This window comes from Pseudomonas sp. RL_5y_Pfl2_69 (assembly GCF_963970465.1).
In the GTDB taxonomy this organism is placed as follows: domain Bacteria; phylum Pseudomonadota; class Gammaproteobacteria; order Pseudomonadales; family Pseudomonadaceae; genus Aquipseudomonas.
In genome coordinates, this window is sequence record NZ_CAXAOU010000012.1 from 13,794 (window position 1) to 31,053 (window position 17,260).

General features: G+C 59.9%; 16 protein-coding genes. 4 read left to right on the forward strand and 12 right to left on the reverse strand.

Annotated elements, in window-relative coordinates; translation table 11 throughout:
• Nucleotides 1–109 precede the first annotated feature (109 nt).
• The 4 genes from AACY07_RS18795 (at nt 110) to AACY07_RS18810 (ending at nt 5,140) form a co-directional block, all read left to right on the forward strand.
• On the forward strand, nt 110–1,009 hold the full coding sequence (locus tag AACY07_RS18795) for an urea transporter (RefSeq protein ID WP_339476734.1): 900 nt from the start codon (nt 110–112) through the stop codon (nt 1,007–1,009).
• A 39-nt stretch (nt 1,010–1,048) separates the two neighbouring features.
• Nucleotides 1,049–1,870 carry an ion transporter gene (locus AACY07_RS18800; RefSeq protein ID WP_133076046.1) on the forward strand — a complete coding sequence of 274 codons (822 nt, stop codon included), beginning with the start codon at nt 1,049–1,051 and terminating at the stop codon, nt 1,868–1,870.
• 93 nt (nt 1,871–1,963) lie between these two features.
• The gene (locus AACY07_RS18805; RefSeq protein WP_133076045.1) at nt 1,964–2,971 is read left to right on the forward strand and encodes a sulfate ABC transporter substrate-binding protein; all 1,008 of its coding nucleotides are present in this window, start codon (nt 1,964–1,966) and stop codon (nt 2,969–2,971) included.
• Nucleotides 2,972–3,202: 231 nt separating this feature from the next.
• On the forward strand, nt 3,203–5,140 hold the full coding sequence (locus AACY07_RS18810; protein ID WP_339476736.1) for a DNA topoisomerase III: 1,938 nt from the start codon (nt 3,203–3,205) through the stop codon (nt 5,138–5,140).
• A 50-nt stretch (nt 5,141–5,190) separates the two neighbouring features.
• On the opposite strand, the gene AACY07_RS18815 is transcribed toward AACY07_RS18810, so the two are convergent.
• From AACY07_RS18815 to AACY07_RS18870, 12 genes are all read right to left on the reverse strand, one after another.
• Nucleotides 5,191–7,902, reverse strand: coding sequence for an RHS repeat domain-containing protein (locus AACY07_RS18815; protein WP_339476738.1), 2,712 nt, complete (start codon nt 7,900–7,902; stop codon nt 5,191–5,193).
• A 127-nt stretch (nt 7,903–8,029) separates the two neighbouring features.
• Complete coding sequence (locus AACY07_RS18820; protein WP_339476740.1) at nt 8,030–8,872, reverse strand: PhzF family phenazine biosynthesis protein; 843 nt, start codon at nt 8,870–8,872, stop codon at nt 8,030–8,032.
• Nucleotides 8,873–9,016: 144 nt separating this feature from the next.
• On the reverse strand, nt 9,017–9,148 hold the full coding sequence (locus tag AACY07_RS18825) for a putative transporter small subunit (protein ID WP_219261025.1): 132 nt from the start codon (nt 9,146–9,148) through the stop codon (nt 9,017–9,019).
• Complete coding sequence (locus AACY07_RS18830) at nt 9,130–10,797, reverse strand: sodium:solute symporter family protein (RefSeq protein WP_339476743.1); 1,668 nt, start codon at nt 10,795–10,797, stop codon at nt 9,130–9,132. Before AACY07_RS18830 ends, AACY07_RS18825 begins: the two co-directional genes overlap by 19 nt.
• Nucleotides 10,798–11,169: 372 nt before the next feature.
• Nucleotides 11,170–11,565, reverse strand: coding sequence for a hypothetical protein (locus AACY07_RS18835; RefSeq protein ID WP_339476746.1), 396 nt, complete (start codon nt 11,563–11,565; stop codon nt 11,170–11,172).
• Between the two features lie 87 nt (nt 11,566–11,652).
• Nucleotides 11,653–12,855, reverse strand: a complete 1,203-nt coding sequence (gene ccmI / locus AACY07_RS18840) for a c-type cytochrome biogenesis protein CcmI (RefSeq protein WP_339476748.1) — start codon at nt 12,853–12,855, stop codon at nt 11,653–11,655.
• Nucleotides 12,848–13,324: a cytochrome c-type biogenesis protein CcmH gene (locus AACY07_RS18845; RefSeq protein WP_133076039.1), complete on the reverse strand. Its 477-nt coding sequence runs from the start codon at nt 13,322–13,324 to the stop codon at nt 12,848–12,850. Before AACY07_RS18845 ends, ccmI begins: the two co-directional genes overlap by 8 nt.
• Nucleotides 13,321–13,857 (reverse strand): DsbE family thiol:disulfide interchange protein, encoded by a 537-nt coding sequence (locus AACY07_RS18850; protein ID WP_133076038.1) that lies wholly within the window; start codon nt 13,855–13,857, stop codon nt 13,321–13,323. The genes AACY07_RS18845 and AACY07_RS18850 overlap by 4 nt, the downstream gene beginning before the upstream one ends.
• Complete coding sequence (locus tag AACY07_RS18855; RefSeq protein WP_339476752.1) at nt 13,854–15,839, reverse strand: heme lyase CcmF/NrfE family subunit; 1,986 nt, start codon at nt 15,837–15,839, stop codon at nt 13,854–13,856. The genes AACY07_RS18850 and AACY07_RS18855 overlap by 4 nt, the downstream gene beginning before the upstream one ends.
• Nucleotides 15,839–16,300 (reverse strand): cytochrome c maturation protein CcmE, encoded by a 462-nt coding sequence (ccmE, locus tag AACY07_RS18860; RefSeq protein WP_133076036.1) that lies wholly within the window; start codon nt 16,298–16,300, stop codon nt 15,839–15,841. The genes AACY07_RS18855 and ccmE overlap by 1 nt, the downstream gene beginning before the upstream one ends.
• On the reverse strand, nt 16,297–16,473 hold the full coding sequence (gene ccmD / locus AACY07_RS18865) for a heme exporter protein CcmD (RefSeq protein ID WP_133076035.1): 177 nt from the start codon (nt 16,471–16,473) through the stop codon (nt 16,297–16,299). Before ccmD ends, ccmE begins: the two co-directional genes overlap by 4 nt.
• Nucleotides 16,470–17,228: a heme ABC transporter permease gene (locus AACY07_RS18870; protein ID WP_339476756.1), complete on the reverse strand. Its 759-nt coding sequence runs from the start codon at nt 17,226–17,228 to the stop codon at nt 16,470–16,472. The genes ccmD and AACY07_RS18870 overlap by 4 nt, the downstream gene beginning before the upstream one ends.
• Nucleotides 17,229–17,260: the final 32 nt, after the last annotated feature.

Genomic DNA, 17,260 nt, shown 5'->3' on the forward strand with positions numbered 1-17,260 from the left:
TACCTGTAGTCGCTGCCGAGGCACGAAGGCTGCGAGTTCTTGATCATGCAGGGAGCCAATCAAGAGCTCGCAGCCTTCGTGCCTCGGCAGCGACTACCAGGTAACAATCATGAGTTCACACCCCTGCCCCGACTGGGCGACTGCCCTGTGCACCGGTTTCAGCCAGATCTTCCTCCAGCGCCATCCGCTGTGCGGAGTGATGTGCCTGCTGGCGATTCTGCTCAGTGCTCCCACCCTGCTCGGTGGCGCCTTGCTGGGCGGTGTTGCGGGGCTCTTGACCGCACAACGTCGCGACTACCCCAAAGCCGAACGCCAGGCCGGGCTCTACAGTTACAACGGCATCTTGCTGGGGTTGCTGTTAAGCCACCAACTGGAGTGGTCCGCCCTGTTGCCCCTGCTGATTATTGCCAGTGCAGGATTGAGCACGATGCTCGTCCACCAGTGGCTAAAACGCGCCGCCCACGGGCAAAGCCTCTTGGCCTATACCGCGCCGTTTGTGGCACTTGGCTGGATCTTGCTGCACCTGAACAACACCCCTGCCCCTGCCCTGAACCCCGATCAGGCCGTCAACAGCCTGACGCTGGTACAGGCCGTGTTCAAAGGCGTGGCTCAAGTGATGCTGCTACAGCACCCCGTTGCCGGGCTGCTGATTGTGCTCGGCCTGTGCCTGAGCAGTCATCGGGCGGCGCTATGGGCCATTACGGGCTCTCTGGCGGGCCTGGCATTTGGGCTGTATCAACAGGACACGGCCGCCGCACTGGACGGCCTGGCAGGCTACAACCCGGTACTCGCCGCATTGGCCCTGAGCCAGCAGCGACGTCGGCCGTGGCTTCCATTAGTCGGCATCCTCGTCACCCTGTTGCTTACACCCGGGTTTATCGCCCTGGGGCTTGCGCCATTAACGGCGCCGTTTATTCTCAGTTGCTGGCTGGTACATGCCAGCGTACGGATACTCAGCCCCCAGGCACCCGATGCTGAAGAACAATGCAGGTTGCGCATTGAGCGTTAATACTCGAACCTTCTGACATTTGGGCATCGAGCAACCTGCATGGACAACAAGGATTGGCGCCAGCGCCTGTACATCATGGTCTTCCAGGCCGACACACCCGCAGGACGGCGCTTTGACACCGCACTGCTGCTGATCATCATGTGCAGCCTGGTGGTGGTGGTGCTCGACAGCATCAACAGCATTCACCGCGACTACGCCAACATGCTGGCCTATATCGAATGGGGCTTTACCTTTGTCTTTGCCATCGAGTACGGCCTGCGCCTGTATTGCTCCCCCAAACCGCTGCGTTACGCCTTCAGCTTCTACGGGCTGGTGGATTTGCTGGCCATCGTGCCGGGGATCCTGGCGATCTATTACAGCGACGCGCAGTACCTGCTGATTATCCGCATCATTCGAATGCTGCGCATTTTTCGCATCCTCAAGCTGCGACCCTACCTGAGCCAGGCCAACTACCTGCTCGCAGCCCTGCGCGGCAGCAAACAGAAAATCATCGTGTTCCTGGTCAGTGTCTCGACCCTGGTCACGGTGTTCGGCAGCCTGATGTACGTGGTCGAAGGCCCGGAAAACGGCTTTACCAGCATCCCGGTGAGCATTTACTGGGCCATCGTCACCCTGACGACCGTGGGCTTTGGCGACATCGTGCCCAAGACTGTGCTGGGCCAAGTGATCTCGGCCATGGTAATGATCACCGGCTACTCGATCATTGCCGTGCCCACCGGCATCTTCACCGCCGAGCTGGCCAATGCCATGCGCGGCGAACAACTCAAACACGACTGCCCCACCTGCAAGAAAAACACCCACGAACAATCGGCTTCTTTTTGTTCCCGTTGCGGCAATGCACTCTTTGCTAAAAATGCATAACCACAGCACTTTTTAATCTTTTAAGGACTATGCGTCAGCCGCTATAGTTGCTGGCAAATTGCCCTTATTGCTCTCCATAACAAGGAATTCGCAGTGAAAAAACTCTTTAGTGCTTCAATTCTGGCCGTAGGCCTGGCCCTCGGCAGCGTCGCTCACGCAGCGACTCCTCCGCCGTTGCTGAACGTGTCCTACGACGTGATGCGTGACTTCTACAAGGACTACAACGCGGCCTTCCAGAAGCACTGGGCACAAGAGCACAACGGCGAAAAGCTCAACATACAAATGTCCTTCGGCGGCTCCAGCAAACAGGCCCGCTCAGTCATCGACGGCCTGCCGGCTGACGTGATTACCATGAACATGGCCACCGACATCAACGCCCTGGCCGACAACGGCCAGCTGGTCCCGCAGAACTGGGTCACACGCCTGCCCGACAACAGCGCGCCGTTCACTTCGGCCACTGTGTTTATCGTGCGCAAAGGCAACCCGAAAGCCCTGAACGACTGGCCTGACCTGCTCAAGGACGGCGTACAGGTAATCGTGCCCAACCCGAAAACCTCGGGCAACGGCCGCTACACCTTCCTCTCGGCCTGGGGTTATGTGCTGAAAAACGGCGGTGACGAAACCAAGGCCAAAGACTTTGTCGCCAAGCTGTTCAAGCAAGCGCCGGTACTCGACACCGGTGGCCGTGCAGCCACCACCACCTTCATGACCAACCAGATCGGCGACGTGCTGGTGACCTTCGAAAACGAAGCTGAAATGATTGCCCGTGAATTTGGCCGCGACCAGTTCGAAGTGATCTACCCGAGCGTATCGGCAGAAGCCGAGCCGCCAGTGAGCGTGGTCGACAAAGTGGTCGACAAAAAAGGCACCCGCGCAACCGCTGACGCCTATCTGAAATACCTGTGGTCCCCTGAAGGCCAGGAAATCGCCGCCAACAACTACCTGCGTCCACGTGACAAGGCAGTACTGGCCAAATACAACGACCGCTTCCCGAAAGTCGACTTCCTGTCGGTTGAGAAAACCTTCGGTGACTGGCGCGACGTGCAGAAAAAGTACTTCAACGACGGTGGCGTGTTCGACCAGATCTATAACGGTCAATAATCCCCGCCAACCTCGACAGCGCCGTAGTCGCTGCCGAGGCACGAAGGCTGCGAGCTCCTGACTCCCGTCGCTGCAAGTTAAAAGCTCGCAGCCTTCGTTCCTCGGCAGCGACTACGGGAAGAGCATTACCCTCCCCGCAATAGCTGTACAAAAAACCAGTAAAAACACTTGCCCTCGCGCCCGTCTCTGCCCATGCTGTGCGTCTTCTGCGCACCCTGAATGAGTTGAGCGATGCGGTTGTTTTTGTGTGAAAAACCCTCCCAGGCCAAAGATATCGCCGCCGTACTCGGTGCCAGCCGACGCGGTGATGGCTGCTGGATCGGCCCCGCTGCCACCGTCACCTGGTGCATCGGCCACCTGCTCGAAACCGCCCCGCCCGACGCCTACGACGAGCGCTACAAGCGCTGGGTACTGGCCGACCTGCCGATCGTTCCCGAAAAATGGAAAATGCGCGTCAAGCCCAAGACCGCCAGCCAGTTCAAGGCCGTCAAGCGCCTGCTCGGGGAAGCCAGCGAACTGGTGATCGCCACCGACGCCGACCGTGAAGGCGAGATGATCGCCCGCGAGCTGGTCGAGCACTGCCGCTATCGCGGCCCGATCCAGCGCCTGTGGCTGTCAGCCCTGGACGACGCCTCCATTCGCAAGGCCCTGGCCGCACTCAAACCGGGGGCCGAAACCTTCAACCTCTACCACTCGGCACTGGGACGCTCACGGGCCGACTGGTTGATCGGCATGAACATGAGCCGCCTGTTCACCCTGCTCGGTCGCCAGTCCGGCTATCAGGGCGTGTTGCCGGTGGGCCGGGTGCAAACCCCGACGCTGCGCCTGGTCGTCGACCGTGATCGCAGCATCAGCGACTTTATCCCCGTGGCCTACTGGGCCATTGATGTGCAACTCAAACACGACGGGCAGTTGTTCACCGCACAATGGCGCGCGGATCCCGACACGTGCGACGACCAGGACCGCTGCCTCAACCAGGCCCATGCACAGCAGGCCGCCGCCGCGATGAATAGCGCCAGCAGCGCCCGGGTGATCAAGCTGCGCACCGAGCGCATGCGTGAAGTGGCACCCTTGCCGTTCGACCTGGGCACGCTGCAAGAGGTGTGTTCAAAAAAACTCGGCCTGGGCGCCCAGGAAACCCTGGACGTCGCCCAGGCCCTGTACGAAACCTACAAAGTGATCACCTACCCGCGCAGCGACTGTGGCTACCTGCCGCAAAGCCAGCACGGTGAAGCACCGTCGATCCTGAGCGCCCTGCAGCACGCAGACCCGGCATTGGGGGCACTGGCCGCACATCTGGACCCCCAGCGCCGTTCACGGGCCTGGAACGATGCCAAGGTCAGCGCCCACCACGGCATCATCCCCACGGCGGCCGCCAAAAACCTTGAACGCCTGAGCGGCAAACACCGCGCCGTGTATACGCTGATTCGCGCACGCTACCTGGCGCAATTTCTGCCCAACCACGAATACGACCGCACCCAGGCCGACTTCGATTGCGCAGGACAAAATGTGCGTGCCGTCGGCAAGCAAATCGTCGAGCCCGGCTGGAAGCGCGCACTGCCCGAAGCCCTGGCCCCGGCCAAGGGCCGCGAAGCCCCGGCACCACAACCGTTGCCTGCATTGCGCGAAGGCCTGGACTGCGCGATTGCCGGGGTCAACCTCAAAGACCTGTGGACCCAGCCACCCAAGCCCTTCACCGAAGGCGACCTGATCAAGGCGATGAAAAACGTCGCCAAGCTGGTGCAAGACCCACTGCTCAAGCAAAAGCTCAAGGACACCACCGGCATCGGCACCGAAGCCACCCGGGCAGGCATCATCCAGGGCTTGCTGGACCGCGGTTACCTGATCAAAAACGGCAAGGCCCTGGCCGCCACGGCGCCCGCCTTCAGCCTGATCGACGCCGTGCCCCGCGCCATCGCCGACCCCGGCACCACGGCCATCTGGGAACAGGCGCTGGACATGGTGCAAAGCGGCGAAATGACCCTCGATGTATTCGTCGCCAAGCAGGCGGCCTGGATGAGCAAGCACATCGAGCGTTGCAGCGCCCTGACGCTGACCATCAGCGGCCCGGCCAGCCCGGCGGGTGCGGCACCTGCCTGGAAAAAGAAACGCAAGGCCGCAACCGGCAAGGCCAAGCCAAAACGGGCGGTGAAAGCCAAGGGGGCGTAATTATTGCCCCCCGTGGGTAAAACCTGCGCCTTCGGGCTGAGCCTTTTCAGTCAATGGCCCGCAGCAGGCGTTCGTTTGGCAAACGGCTCATAGGCCGTCGGGCTGCCGTTTCGGCTCCGGCAAAAGAAGCAGTGCACCTGTGAATAGCCGGGCACTTGCTTGAGTATCTTGCTGAGCGAAATATCCCTTCCCGGCTTGATCGTCAGCACATCATGGAAGTTCTGGTTCCCCAGGTCAGCTAACGACGTGATCTCAGGTTTAGAATTCAGCAACTGCCCCTGATGAAAAAACGACGACACGCGACTTTCAGCTTCAGGGGTGCGCATGAGCTTATAGTCCCGCGACTCTTCTCCTACGTGAATTTTCTCAACAGGTTCAACCTCCACTTTGCGGGCCTGGAACCTGTAAAAATCATTCGGGGCAGCCGACATATCCTGATTCTGATGGGCATAAAAACTAAGGTTATGGCTGGCCGAATAGATCTTGTGTACCGGGGACTGCAACCTGCCGTGCGCCAGAATCATTAACTCCTTGGGCGCTGAAGGGCTGTGCAACTCGAACTGTTTAATCGTGAAATCCGGATAATTGAGCGTGACCGACTTCTCGTGGGCAACGCCCTGCACAGAACGATACACATGCCGATAAACGCTGCTCACCGCTGACACAATGCTGCGCACCGTGTTGAACACGTCCTGGCCGAACCTGCCCAGGCCTGACCCTATAAGCGACAGCAGGCCTGGCGAGCGGGCGACAGCAACAGGCATCTCAGCGACAGGCGCGCTTTCGGTGCGGTTAAAGTCTTCAGGCACCAGCCCCAGCACATCCGTGTACAGCACCGGGTTGTTCTTGACCATTCGATATGGATTCAAGCCATCGACGCTCCCCGCAGGGTCCGGATTCAGCCACCGTTGCAACCACGGGGCGTAATACCTGAGCCCGTAATAGTAAAGCCCGGTCGCATCCAGTTCCTTGCCCGCATAGCGTTGAGTGCGGTAACTGTTTTCGCTCGAGTCCCCCCTCTCGCTTACAGCCGTGGTCCCGAACGGGTGATAGACCTGGCGACTGATCACCCGCGCCAACGCGTCCACTTCCAATGCGCACGACCCCAGATGATCCGTGAAGCTGTAACGACAGCTGTCGTTGAGCTGCCCAGGCGGCAGATCATTTTCCCAGTGCAGCACCTGCACCCTGGTGTGACCGGTTTCAATGTCGATGACCCACAACCGCTGGCCTGTTGCCGACCGGGTCCGGACCTCAAGGCCGGGCAAATAACGCACTTCGCTCACCACACTGCCTGCCTGGGTGTACGCCTCATTGACTTTGCGCACTCGCCTGCCCTGCGCGTCATAGGCATACCGCTCGCTGTCATTGACCCCTCCCTCACGCACGACGGGACACACCTCGCTCAACTGGTTGCGCGAATTCCAGGTCAGTTTCCAGCCCGGCTGTAACTGCAACAGGTTTCCGCCAGCATCGAACCCGCGACGAAAATCCTCCTCGGTCGGCTCCACACCTTCGCGCACAGGTAAACAACGGTTGCTGCTGGCAGCAGCGACTAAACGATGACCGTGGTGTTGGGGGCCTGCGTGGGTCAGCTCCAATAAATTTCCACCCGGGTCGTAGCGATACGTCTGGCGATAAGGCATACGCGCCATCGGGTCTGCAACTGAAGCGGGCCCCTTGCTGGCTTCACCGGCCTCGAAACCGGTGGCCTCGATCAATTGATACAGCGAGTCATACCCAAAGCGACTGAGCGGTTCGATGGCCACATTGGCAAAAAAGCGAATCGGCTGGGCCTTGTCCTCGATACTCAGCACATTGCCAACCGGGTCGTACTCATACTGCAGCGCCTGCAAGGCAGCCCCTTCTAGTGAGCGAACATGCAATCTGTCCAGCCGCCCGCTTTCAGGCCGGTAACTGCGCGTACTGATCACACCATTACCGGCGACTTCCTGTTCTGCCTGGCCATGGGCGCTATAACGAATGGCGCCGAGCAGCACTTTCGCAATCGCGTCACCCTCCAGCTGCAACTGCACTTCGCCCAATCGGCCGCTCACATTCTGACGCAAGATCTGCCGGTTATTCTTCGCGTCAACCTGCTCGCACAGATCGCCCAAGGCGTTAAACAACGAGTGGGTGGTGGCCTCGTCGTCCAGCTCAAGCGTCGCAAGCGGCTGCGACCAGTCGGGTTGCGCCGTACCCGTTGCAAATTGGCGTGTTTGTTCCACAACCTGACCGGTCAACCCATAGTTTTTGAACCGTTCAACCCCCGACGGATCATCGTGACGGATCAGTTGCCCGCATTGATTGTGATCGGCAAAAAACGGTGAGTGACTGCCATAACTCAGCCGTTCACACGTCAGGAAATCGGCACTGCCCTGGCGCTCACGAACCTCGATCAGACGCAATTGATCATCGTAAACCTGCTGCCAATTTCTGCCTCGACCATCCCAACTTTCCAACCCCTGTGTGCAAGCGTCCTTTAATCCCGCTTGCCACCCGGCGTCGACGCTGTCCGCCAGCAACTCGCTCCCCGACAAGCTGCAGTGCCTGATCAGGTTCGCTCGACCCGTCGGTTGTGTGAACCGTGCATCACGTTGCTCCACCAGATGCCCGGCGCCGTCATAGTGCCAGGTGGTCGTCCTCGATTCGGGGCATGGAGCACTCATATCACACCGCCAGTACGCCACTTGGCGTACGGGCAGACCACGGCTGTCGATGACATTCAACATCGGAGTGCGGGAGTGCAGAAGAGTATTCATGCGGACGCTCCGTGGACAGGTTGACCAACCTGATCAACGCCGAGCACCGTGCTCGAATACTCTCAATGTATCAGCGTGTAACCCGGGCTTGACCTGTAACTTCTGACAGGTCAAGCAACCGTCCAGCTCAAATGCTCAACCAACCCGAAATACAGGTCACTGCCGAACCGCCCACCCAGATATCGTCGCCGATCTGCTCAATGGCTACGCGCCCTGCTCGTCCCATTGCCGTCCCTTGACTGGCCACATAGCGCGCCGGGGCCAGACCGTCACCGATCAACCACTGGGCCAGCCCGGCATTCAGGCTGCCAGTGACCGGGTCTTCGGGCATGCCTTCACCGGCACAGAACGCACGCACTTCAAACTGCGCCTCATCACCCTCACGCCCGGCATTCCAGGGTGCTACCACCCCGATGGACAGGCCCAGCAATTGTGCGTAATCCGGGTTTAAAGCCAGTACCTGCTCGCGGTCGCGCAGCATCAGCGCCACCCAGCCGGGACCGTTGTCGACCCAACGCGCCAGCACCACCGCCTGCAACTCGATACCCAGGCCACAACAGATACGTTGCAGCAATTCACTCTCGACAGCGCCGGTACGCAACAGAGGTGGCGCCGTAAAGGCCAGTTGCCCGGCGTCGCGGCGGATTCTGATCAAGCCTGCACTGCATTCCTGAATGATTTCTTCACCCTTGGGCGTGCCCCCGGCTTCCAGCCAGGCGTGACAGCTGCCCAGCGTCGGGTGCCCGGCAAACGGCAGTTCTTTCAGGGTGGTAAAGATGCGCAAGCGGTAATCCGCTTCAGGATTTTGCGGTTTCAGCACGAAGGTGGTTTCACTGAGATTGGTCCAGCGCGCAAAGTCGGCCATCTGCGCGTCGGTCAGGCTGTCAGCGTTCAACACCACGGCAACCGGGTTGCCTTTGAGTGCAACTGTACTGAAGACATCAACTTGCTTGAATTCAAATGGGCTCATGGCCAGCTCCTGATAACGACCCGTAGCACCCTACACAATCAGGGGAAAAATGGCGCGATTTTGTCGCGGGTGCAGAAACACAAAAGCCGCGATCGGCTGTACATGCAGATCGCGGCCTTCTCGTCTTAGCCCCTGTTACACGGGTTAAACCAGATCCGTACCGTCACGCCTGGCCTTGCGCATGTCGCGCCACAGGCTCACGCACAGTGTCAGCATCACCACGGCCGCGATGGCCGGCCAGATCAATACATAAGCAGTCAAAGCGAAACTGGACATGGGGAGGCTCCGTTTTCAGTGTCAGGCTCAGGGTTGTGGTGAAAAGCCACCACCCGCTCGTTGATGCAGTCAAAATCAAATGTCTGGTTGGAACGCAAACTCACCAGCACACACACCACCGTACTGACGCCATAGGCCGTCAATGAGCTGAGCAGTACCGGGTAATCACGTAAAAAACCAAACGCAAAGGGCGCAAACACCATAAAGGCCAGCGCACCCAGCACAAACCCGGCGCGCTTACCCAAGAAGCCGAATGCCATCAATCCGATCACCACCCCGCCGCCTATCGAGGCGCAACCTTCGAAAAACAGCGCCACCAAACCCTGCATCTCCAGCAACTCGAACCGCGCGACCAAAAACATCACAAAGCCTGCGATCGCCGCACTGGTAAACGCTGCATTGGTAATCCGTTCCCAATACAGGCTGGCGATGACAGGGAACACGATGGCACCCCACAGCGCACCGACAAAAATCAGCATGGTCAGAATGTCGAGTTTCATGCTGGCGAAAATCATTGCCAGCATCGTTGCCAGCACCATGGTCAGGCGCCCCACAAACAACATGGTTTTGGGGTTTGGCTTGCCCTTGGCGATGTTCTTGCCATACACGTCGGTCATGACCAGTGCCGACAACGCGGACAGATCCGAGTCGGCAGTGGATGACAGCGAACCAATCACCATGATGAAAAACAGCCCCACCGCAAAAGGCGGCAAGTAGGTCGAAGCCATTTGCGGAATCAGGTTGTTGAGATCGCCGTCCAGCGGTTCGATACCGGCCAGCAATGCCATAAAGCCCAGCATGCCAAGCCCGATCACGATTGAGGCATAACCGATGGTGGCCGTGACGAAGGTCGACTTCATCAAGTCCTCGCGCACGGCAAACAGGCGCTGGGCGATGGTCTGATTGCCGATGGCGTAGGCCAGCACGGCGACGAAGTACGGCGCACCCTGTTCAAGAATCGCGGTTTTGGAATAGAAGCTGGCTTGCTCGGGCGTGATCTTCGGCATGCCCTGGGCAAAGAGTTCCGGGCCGCCCAGCTGAAAGAAAATAATCGGAATGATCACCACGGCAGCGAAGATCATGGCGAACAGCTGACCGAAATCTGTGAGCACCGACGAGCGAAATCCCGACCAGATGGTGTAGGTGAGAATACCCACGCCCGCAATCAGAACGCCGTGGGTAAAACTAAGCGGCGAGAGCACCGCCACCAACGCCCCGGCGGCGGTGAAGTTGACCATCAGGCTGATGAGGCTGCCGACAATATTGGAACCCGCCAGAATCATCTGGCTGGAGCGCCCGTGCCGTGCATGCATGATTTCAGCGAGCGTGTGGGCCTTGGGTGCCAGCTGCCGAAATCGCCGGCCAAAGGGGTAAATGAACAAAATCATCAGCGCGCCCCAGAAGCCGTAGTGCAGCGCCCCCGAGATCCCGAATTTGTAACCCGCAGTGGCGGCGGCATAAAACGATGCCGCCCAGATCCAGGTGGCCGTCATGCTGGCGGCTGACATGCCAAAACCGATGGAGTTATTGGAAACCATATAACCGTCGACATTTTCTTCCTTGCGACCCACACGCAAAGAAACCAGAAAAGTCAGGCCATAGAAACAAAACATAAGCAGCAACACAGTGAGGGTGGAAAGTTGAAACATTCCTTTCTCCTTTTTTATGTGCGCGCAATCGCTACTGACGCAACGAAAGGCCAGGAATCGGCAAGCGCAACAACCCGGAATTCCTGACAGGCAGGCGATAGCGGACAGAGGTCCGTGGGTTGTCAGAGTGATGGCTGGCAAGTGACGGAACGCAAGTGGCGTCCCAGGTCAAAAGGCAAAGCGTGCGCTAGCACGTTGAGCCCGGTGCTTGCAGCAATGGCCGGCAGGTGCCGGGAGATAAGTCCTACATCAGAAGCGTAAAACCCTGACGCGAACGGACGTGAAGTATACAGATTCGAGTCAAATTGTGCTGGTTGGCACCCAACGTCCGACCACAAACAAAAACGGCGACCCGAAGGTCGCCGTTGAGCACTACTTGAATTGCCGACTCAACCCTGGCGGTACGCCGCTGATGTCAGTCTCTTCCCACGGCCCGTTGGGGCTCACCGAACGGCTCCAGCCGTTGTCCCAACGGTAGTAGGCACGCTGGCGGTAGAAAATGTTGGTCTGGTTGTCCAGCACGTAAACGCCCATGCGCGCATCCCAGTGACTGGGGCCACCCGGCGGCGGGGCGAAGGTGGCCGAGGTGCGTGGCAAGGGTTTCGGCGCCTTGGGGATCGGCATGTCCGGCAGCGGTTTGCCGGAAGGCTGGGGCGTTGGCTGCGGCATCGGCGTTGATGGCGCCGTCGGCTCATAAGGCTGATGAACCGCACAGGCGCTCAGGCCAAGGACCAGGCTGAGCAGGGTGATGCGTGCAAATACGGCCATGGTGACTTCTCTTGTGAGTCATTATTTATTGTGCCGGCTAAACCTCTGTCTGCGGGAGCGGTCTTGCTCGCTCCCACAATCAGGAAATTACTTGTCCGGGCTGTCGATCGTCAGCTGTTGCAGCTCTTGAGTGCTGCTGGACAACGGCTGGCTACGCCCTACCCACTCGCCCGCCGTCGGCTGACCAGCACGGGAGATGCGTGCCATCAGTTGGACTTCAGGAAAGTTGGACAGTTTCAATTGCGGCATCATTGCGTCGACATCGCCCAGCTCAACCGTAATCGGCAGGTCCGCAACGGTCACGCGCTTGACCGCGAGCGGTGCCGGTGGGCCGGATACCGCACGGGCGAAAATGAATACGCTGTCGCCCGGCAAGGCACTGGCCTTGACCGCATCCGCCAGATCGACGTTCACCTTGATCGACGCCATCGCCTTGGCCACCGGCGCCGCCTCCACCTTGGCGCCGCTGGCCTGCAGCTGCTCGCGGGCTTTGGCGATACCGCCTTCGAGGGCAGAACGTGAAGCATCGCCTTCGGGCAGCTCATCCATCAAACGCTGCCAGTAGCCAATGGCCTCCTGGAAGCGCCGCTCTTCAAAGGCGGCAATGCCCAGCAGACCCAGGCTGGTGACTTCTTTCGGGTCGGCCTTGAGGGCTTCGTCGGTCAGTGCCTGGAGCGTGTCACTCCACTTTTTGTCGTCGGCGAAGTACTTCGCCTGCGCCCACTGGCCCAGCAACTCAGGCTGACGCCCGGCCAGGTTGGCAGCGCGCTCGAACACCTTGGCCGCCTCCGCCGGACGGTTTTGCGCCATGTAGGCGCGACCCAGGAAGTACAGGCCTTCGGCCGAATCCGGTTGCGCAGCAGCGGCACGCTCCAGGCGCGCGACCATTTCTTCAAGGGATTGCGGCGGTTGCGAAAACTCGCGGGTCAGCTCGACTTTATCGCTCGAACCAAAGTGCAGGTACAGCCCCAAGCCCAGCACCGGCACCAGCACAGCCGCCAGCAACGGAATGGCCTTGCCCAGGCTGGAAACCCGACCCGGAGCAACGCCTTCGGTGTCAGCGAGCAATTCGCGGGCCGCTTCGGCGCGGCCGGTTTCAAATTGCTCGGGGGTCAACACGCCCTCTTCGCGCTGCTGCTGCAACTCGGCGACTCGCTCCTGGTACAGCGCGACATTCAATGCGGTGCGGTCTTCTTCGCGCTGGGCGCGGCGGCCACGCAATACCGGGATCAATAAAAAGCTGAGGGCTATGAGTAGCAGCAGGCCTGCTGCGAGCCAGAAATCAATCATCTTTGGTTTTATCCAGCAAAGTGTCGAGGCGCTTGCGCTCCTCGACAGAAAGTGTGTCCGAGCTTTCGGTCTGCCCTGTGCGACGACGGCGCCCCACGATGACGCCAATCACCACTAGCCCCCCCACCAGCAAGGCCAGCGGGCCAAACCAGAGCACTGCCGTCTTGCTGGTCAGGGCCGGTTTGTAGAGCACGAAATCGCCGTAGCGGGCGACCATGAAATCGAGGATCTGCTGGTTGTCCTTGCCCTCGCCCAGCATCCGGAAAATCTCGCGGCGCAGGTCGGTAGCAATCGGTGCGTTGGAATCGGCAATGTCCTGATTCTGGCACTTGGGGCAGCGCAGTTCCTTGGTCAGTTCGCGAAAACGCTCGCGCTCGGCGTCGTTGGCAAACTCATAGGTGTCGATGGCGGCATGGGCAATACCCGTCAACGTCAACCCGAACACCACAGCGGCTAGCCAGCGCTTCATGGTTTGGCCTCGTCAACCAGTGCCTGATATTTGCCCGCAAGCTGCTCGCGCCACACGGTTTCGTCGATCACACCCACAAACTTGTGGCGAATGATGCCCTTGCTGTCGATCAGGAATGTCTCGGGCGCGCCGTACACACCCAGGTTCAGGCCCAGGGTGCCATCAGCATCGTCGATGTCCAGCTGGTACGGGTTGTGGAACTCCTTGAGCCACTTTTTCGCGTCCGCGTTGACGTCCTTGTAGTTCACGCCGTAGATCACCACGCCCTGCTCGGCCAGCTTGGTCAGCATCGGGTGTTCGACCCGGCATGAAATGCACCAGGTGGCCCACACGTTGACCAGCGCAGGCTTGCCCTTGAGGTCGGCCTCGGTCAGGACCTTGTCGCCCTCCACCGCAGGCAGGCTGAATGCCGGGAACGGCTTGTCGATCATCGCCGACGGCAACTCGGTCGGATCCAGGTACAAGCCTCTGTAGAGAAACCACGCCATGCCCAAGAACACGGCCAGGGGGATCAGCATCAACCAGCGTCTCATGCCGTGGCTCCTGTCATGCCCAATGCTTCACGCACGCGGCTTTTAACCTTGACCCGGTAGCGACGGTCCATCGCTGCCAGCAATCCACCAAAACCTGTGAGCAGGCCGCCAAACCAGATCCAGCGGACAAACGGCTTCACATGCACCCGCACCGCCCAGGCGCCATCGCCCAAGGGCTCGCCCAGGGCGACGTAGAGATCACGGGTGAAACCGGCGTCGATCCCGGCCTCGGTCATCATCGAGTTCTGCACCGTGTACAGGCGTTTTTCCGGGTGCAGCACGCTGACTTCCTTGCCGTTACGGATCACACGCACGGTGCCTTTGTCCGACGTGAAGTTCGGGCCCTGGAAGTGCTTGGCACCTTCAAAGATGAAGTGATAACCGCCCAGCTCCATCGACTCGCCCGGCGCCAGGCGCAAATCGCGCTCGGCACTGTTCTGGCTCGACAGCACCACACCCAGGGCGCACACGGCGATACCCAGGTGGGCAATCTGCATGCCCCAGTAGCTGCGGGTCAGGCTGCGTACGCCTTTGACCAGGCCTTTGTGACGGGTTTTGTCACCAATGTCGCGCACCCCGGCCAGCAACACCCAGGACGCCAGCATAAAGGTGGTCAGCACGGCCCAGTTGAAATCGCCATAGGCCACGCCGGCAATCGCCGAGAGCGCGGCGCTGCCCAGCAAAACCGGGGTCAGCATGCCCAACAGCCATTTGACCGGGGTGTCTTTCCAGCGCACCAGCATGCCCACCGCCATCACCACCATCAGCAACCCCATCAGCGGGATGAACATGGCGTTGAAGTACGGCGGGCCCACCGACATCTTGGCGCCGCTGATGGCATCCACAATCAGCGGGTACAGGGTGCCGAGCAGAATCATCGACGCGGCCACCACCAGCACCAGGTTGTTGCCCAGCAGCAAGGTCTCCCGCGACCACAGCTTGAAGCTGACGTGGCTTTTGACCACTGGCGCACGCAACGCAAACAGGGTCAGCGAGCCGCCCACCACAAACAGCAGGAAGATCAGGATGAAAACGCCGCGCTCAGGGTCGGAGGCGAATGCATGCACCGAAGTCAGTACGCCGGAACGGACCAGGAAAGTACCCAGCAGGCTCAGGGAAAACGCGGCAATGGCCAGCAGTACGGTCCAGCTTTTGAACACACCACGTTTTTCGGTCACGGCCAGCGAGTGAATCAGGGCAGTGCCCACCAGCCACGGCATGAACGAGGCGTTCTCCACCGGGTCCCAGAACCACCAGCCGCCCCAGCCAAGTTCGTAGTACGCCCACCATGAACCCAGGGTGATGCCGATACCGAGGAAGGCCCACGCCACGATGGTCCACGGGCGGGACCAGCGTGCCCATGCAGCGTCCAGTCGACCGCCCAGCAAGGCGGCAATGGCGAAAGCAAAGGCCACCGAGAAACCGACATAACCCATGTACAGCATCGGCGGGTGAACAATCAGGCCGATGTCCTGCAGCAGCGGGTTAAGGTCATTACCGTCCGAAGGAATCTGCGGCAGCAAGCGTACGAAAGGATCCGAGGTCAGGATCAAAAACAGCAGGAAGCCCACGCTGATCATGCCCATGATCGCCAGCACCCGCGCCAGCATCACTTGCGGCAATTGCCGCGAGAAGATCGACACGGCGAAGGTCCAGCCACCCAGAATCATGGCCCACAGCAGCAGCGAACCTTCGTGGGCGCCCCACACGGCACTGAACTTGTAGTACCACGGCAGCGCACTGTTGGAGTTGCTCGCCACGTACGCCACCGAGAAATCATCGGCCATGAAGGCATACGTCAGGCAGCCGAACGAGAACAACAAGAAGGCAAACTGCCCCCAGGCGGCGGGTTGCGCCAGGCTCATCCACAATTTGTCGCCGCGCCAGGCACCCAGCAGCGGCACGATGGCCTGCACAATGGCAAAGCACAGCGCCAGAATCATGGCCAGATGGCCCAATTCAGGAATATAGAGTCCAGACATCAGTACTTACCCTCACTCGCCGGCACAGGCGCGGACAGGCCGCTTTCATTCAACGCCTTGGTGACTTCAGGCGGCATGTATTTTTCGTCGTGCTTGGCCAGCACTTCATCGGCCACTACCACGCCCTGGGCATTGAGCTTGCCCAGCGCGACGATGCCCTGCCCTTCACGGAACAGATCCGGGAGGATGCCGCGGTAGGTGATGGTCACGGACTTGTTGAAATCGGTGACCACGAACTGTACGTCCAGCGAGTCGCCCGAACGCTTGAGCGATCCGGCTTCAACCATGCCACCGGCACGGATACGGGTGTCCAGTGGCGCTTCGCCATTGGCGATTTGGGTCGGGGTATAGAACAGGTTGATGTTCTGCTGCAAGGCGCTCAGGGCAAGGGCCACGGCAGCGCCCACACCCACCAGAATCGCCAGGATGATGATCAAACGTTTTTTACGCAGCGGATTCACTTCATATTCTCCCGACGCAAACGACGCGCCTCTTGTTGCAAATAACGTCGGCGCGCCATGATCGGCAGCGCCACGTTCAACGCCAGTACCGCCAGGCAAATGCCGTAGGCCGACCAGACATACACCCCGTGATGGCCCATGGCGATGAAGTCACCAAAAGAAGCAAAACTCATCGCGCGCCCTCCAGTGCCTTCAACACCTCAGCCTTGACCCAGCTGCTGCGGGCCTCGCGCTTGAGCACTTCCAGGCGCATGCGCAACAGCAGCACTGCGCCAAAGAAGCAATAAAAGCCCAGCACCGTGAGCAGCAGCGGCATCCACATTTCCATGGGCATGGCCGGTTTTTCGGTGAGGGTGAAGGTCGCGCCCTGATGCAGGGTGTTCCACCACTCCACCGAGTACTTGATGATCGGGATATTGATCACGCCCACAATCGCCAACACCGCGCAGGCCTTGGCCGCGCTGTCGCGGTTAGTGATGGCATTGCCCAGGGCAATCAGGCCGAAATACAGAAACAGCAGGATCAGCATCGAGGTCAGGCGCGCATCCCAGACCCACCACGAGCCCCAGGTCGGCTTGCCCCAGACGGCACCGGTGATCAGCGCCACGGCAGTCATCCAGGCACCGATGGGCGCGGCAGCCTGCAGCGCCACGTCGGCGATTTTCATCTTCCAGACCAGGCCCACCACACCGCACACCGCCAGCATCACATAGCAGGACTGCGCCAGCATGGCGGCCGGAACATGGATATAAATGATCCGGAAACTGTTGCCCTGCTGGTAGTCCGGCGGCGCAAACGCCAGGCCCCAGACCACCCCGCAGGTGATCAGCAACACGGCAGCAATGCTTAACCACGGCAACAGCCGCCCACTAATGGCATAGAACCATTTGGGCGAGCCGAGTTTGTGAAACCAAGTCCAGTTCATCACGCTGTTTCCATCACGGTGCCGGTCACGACAGG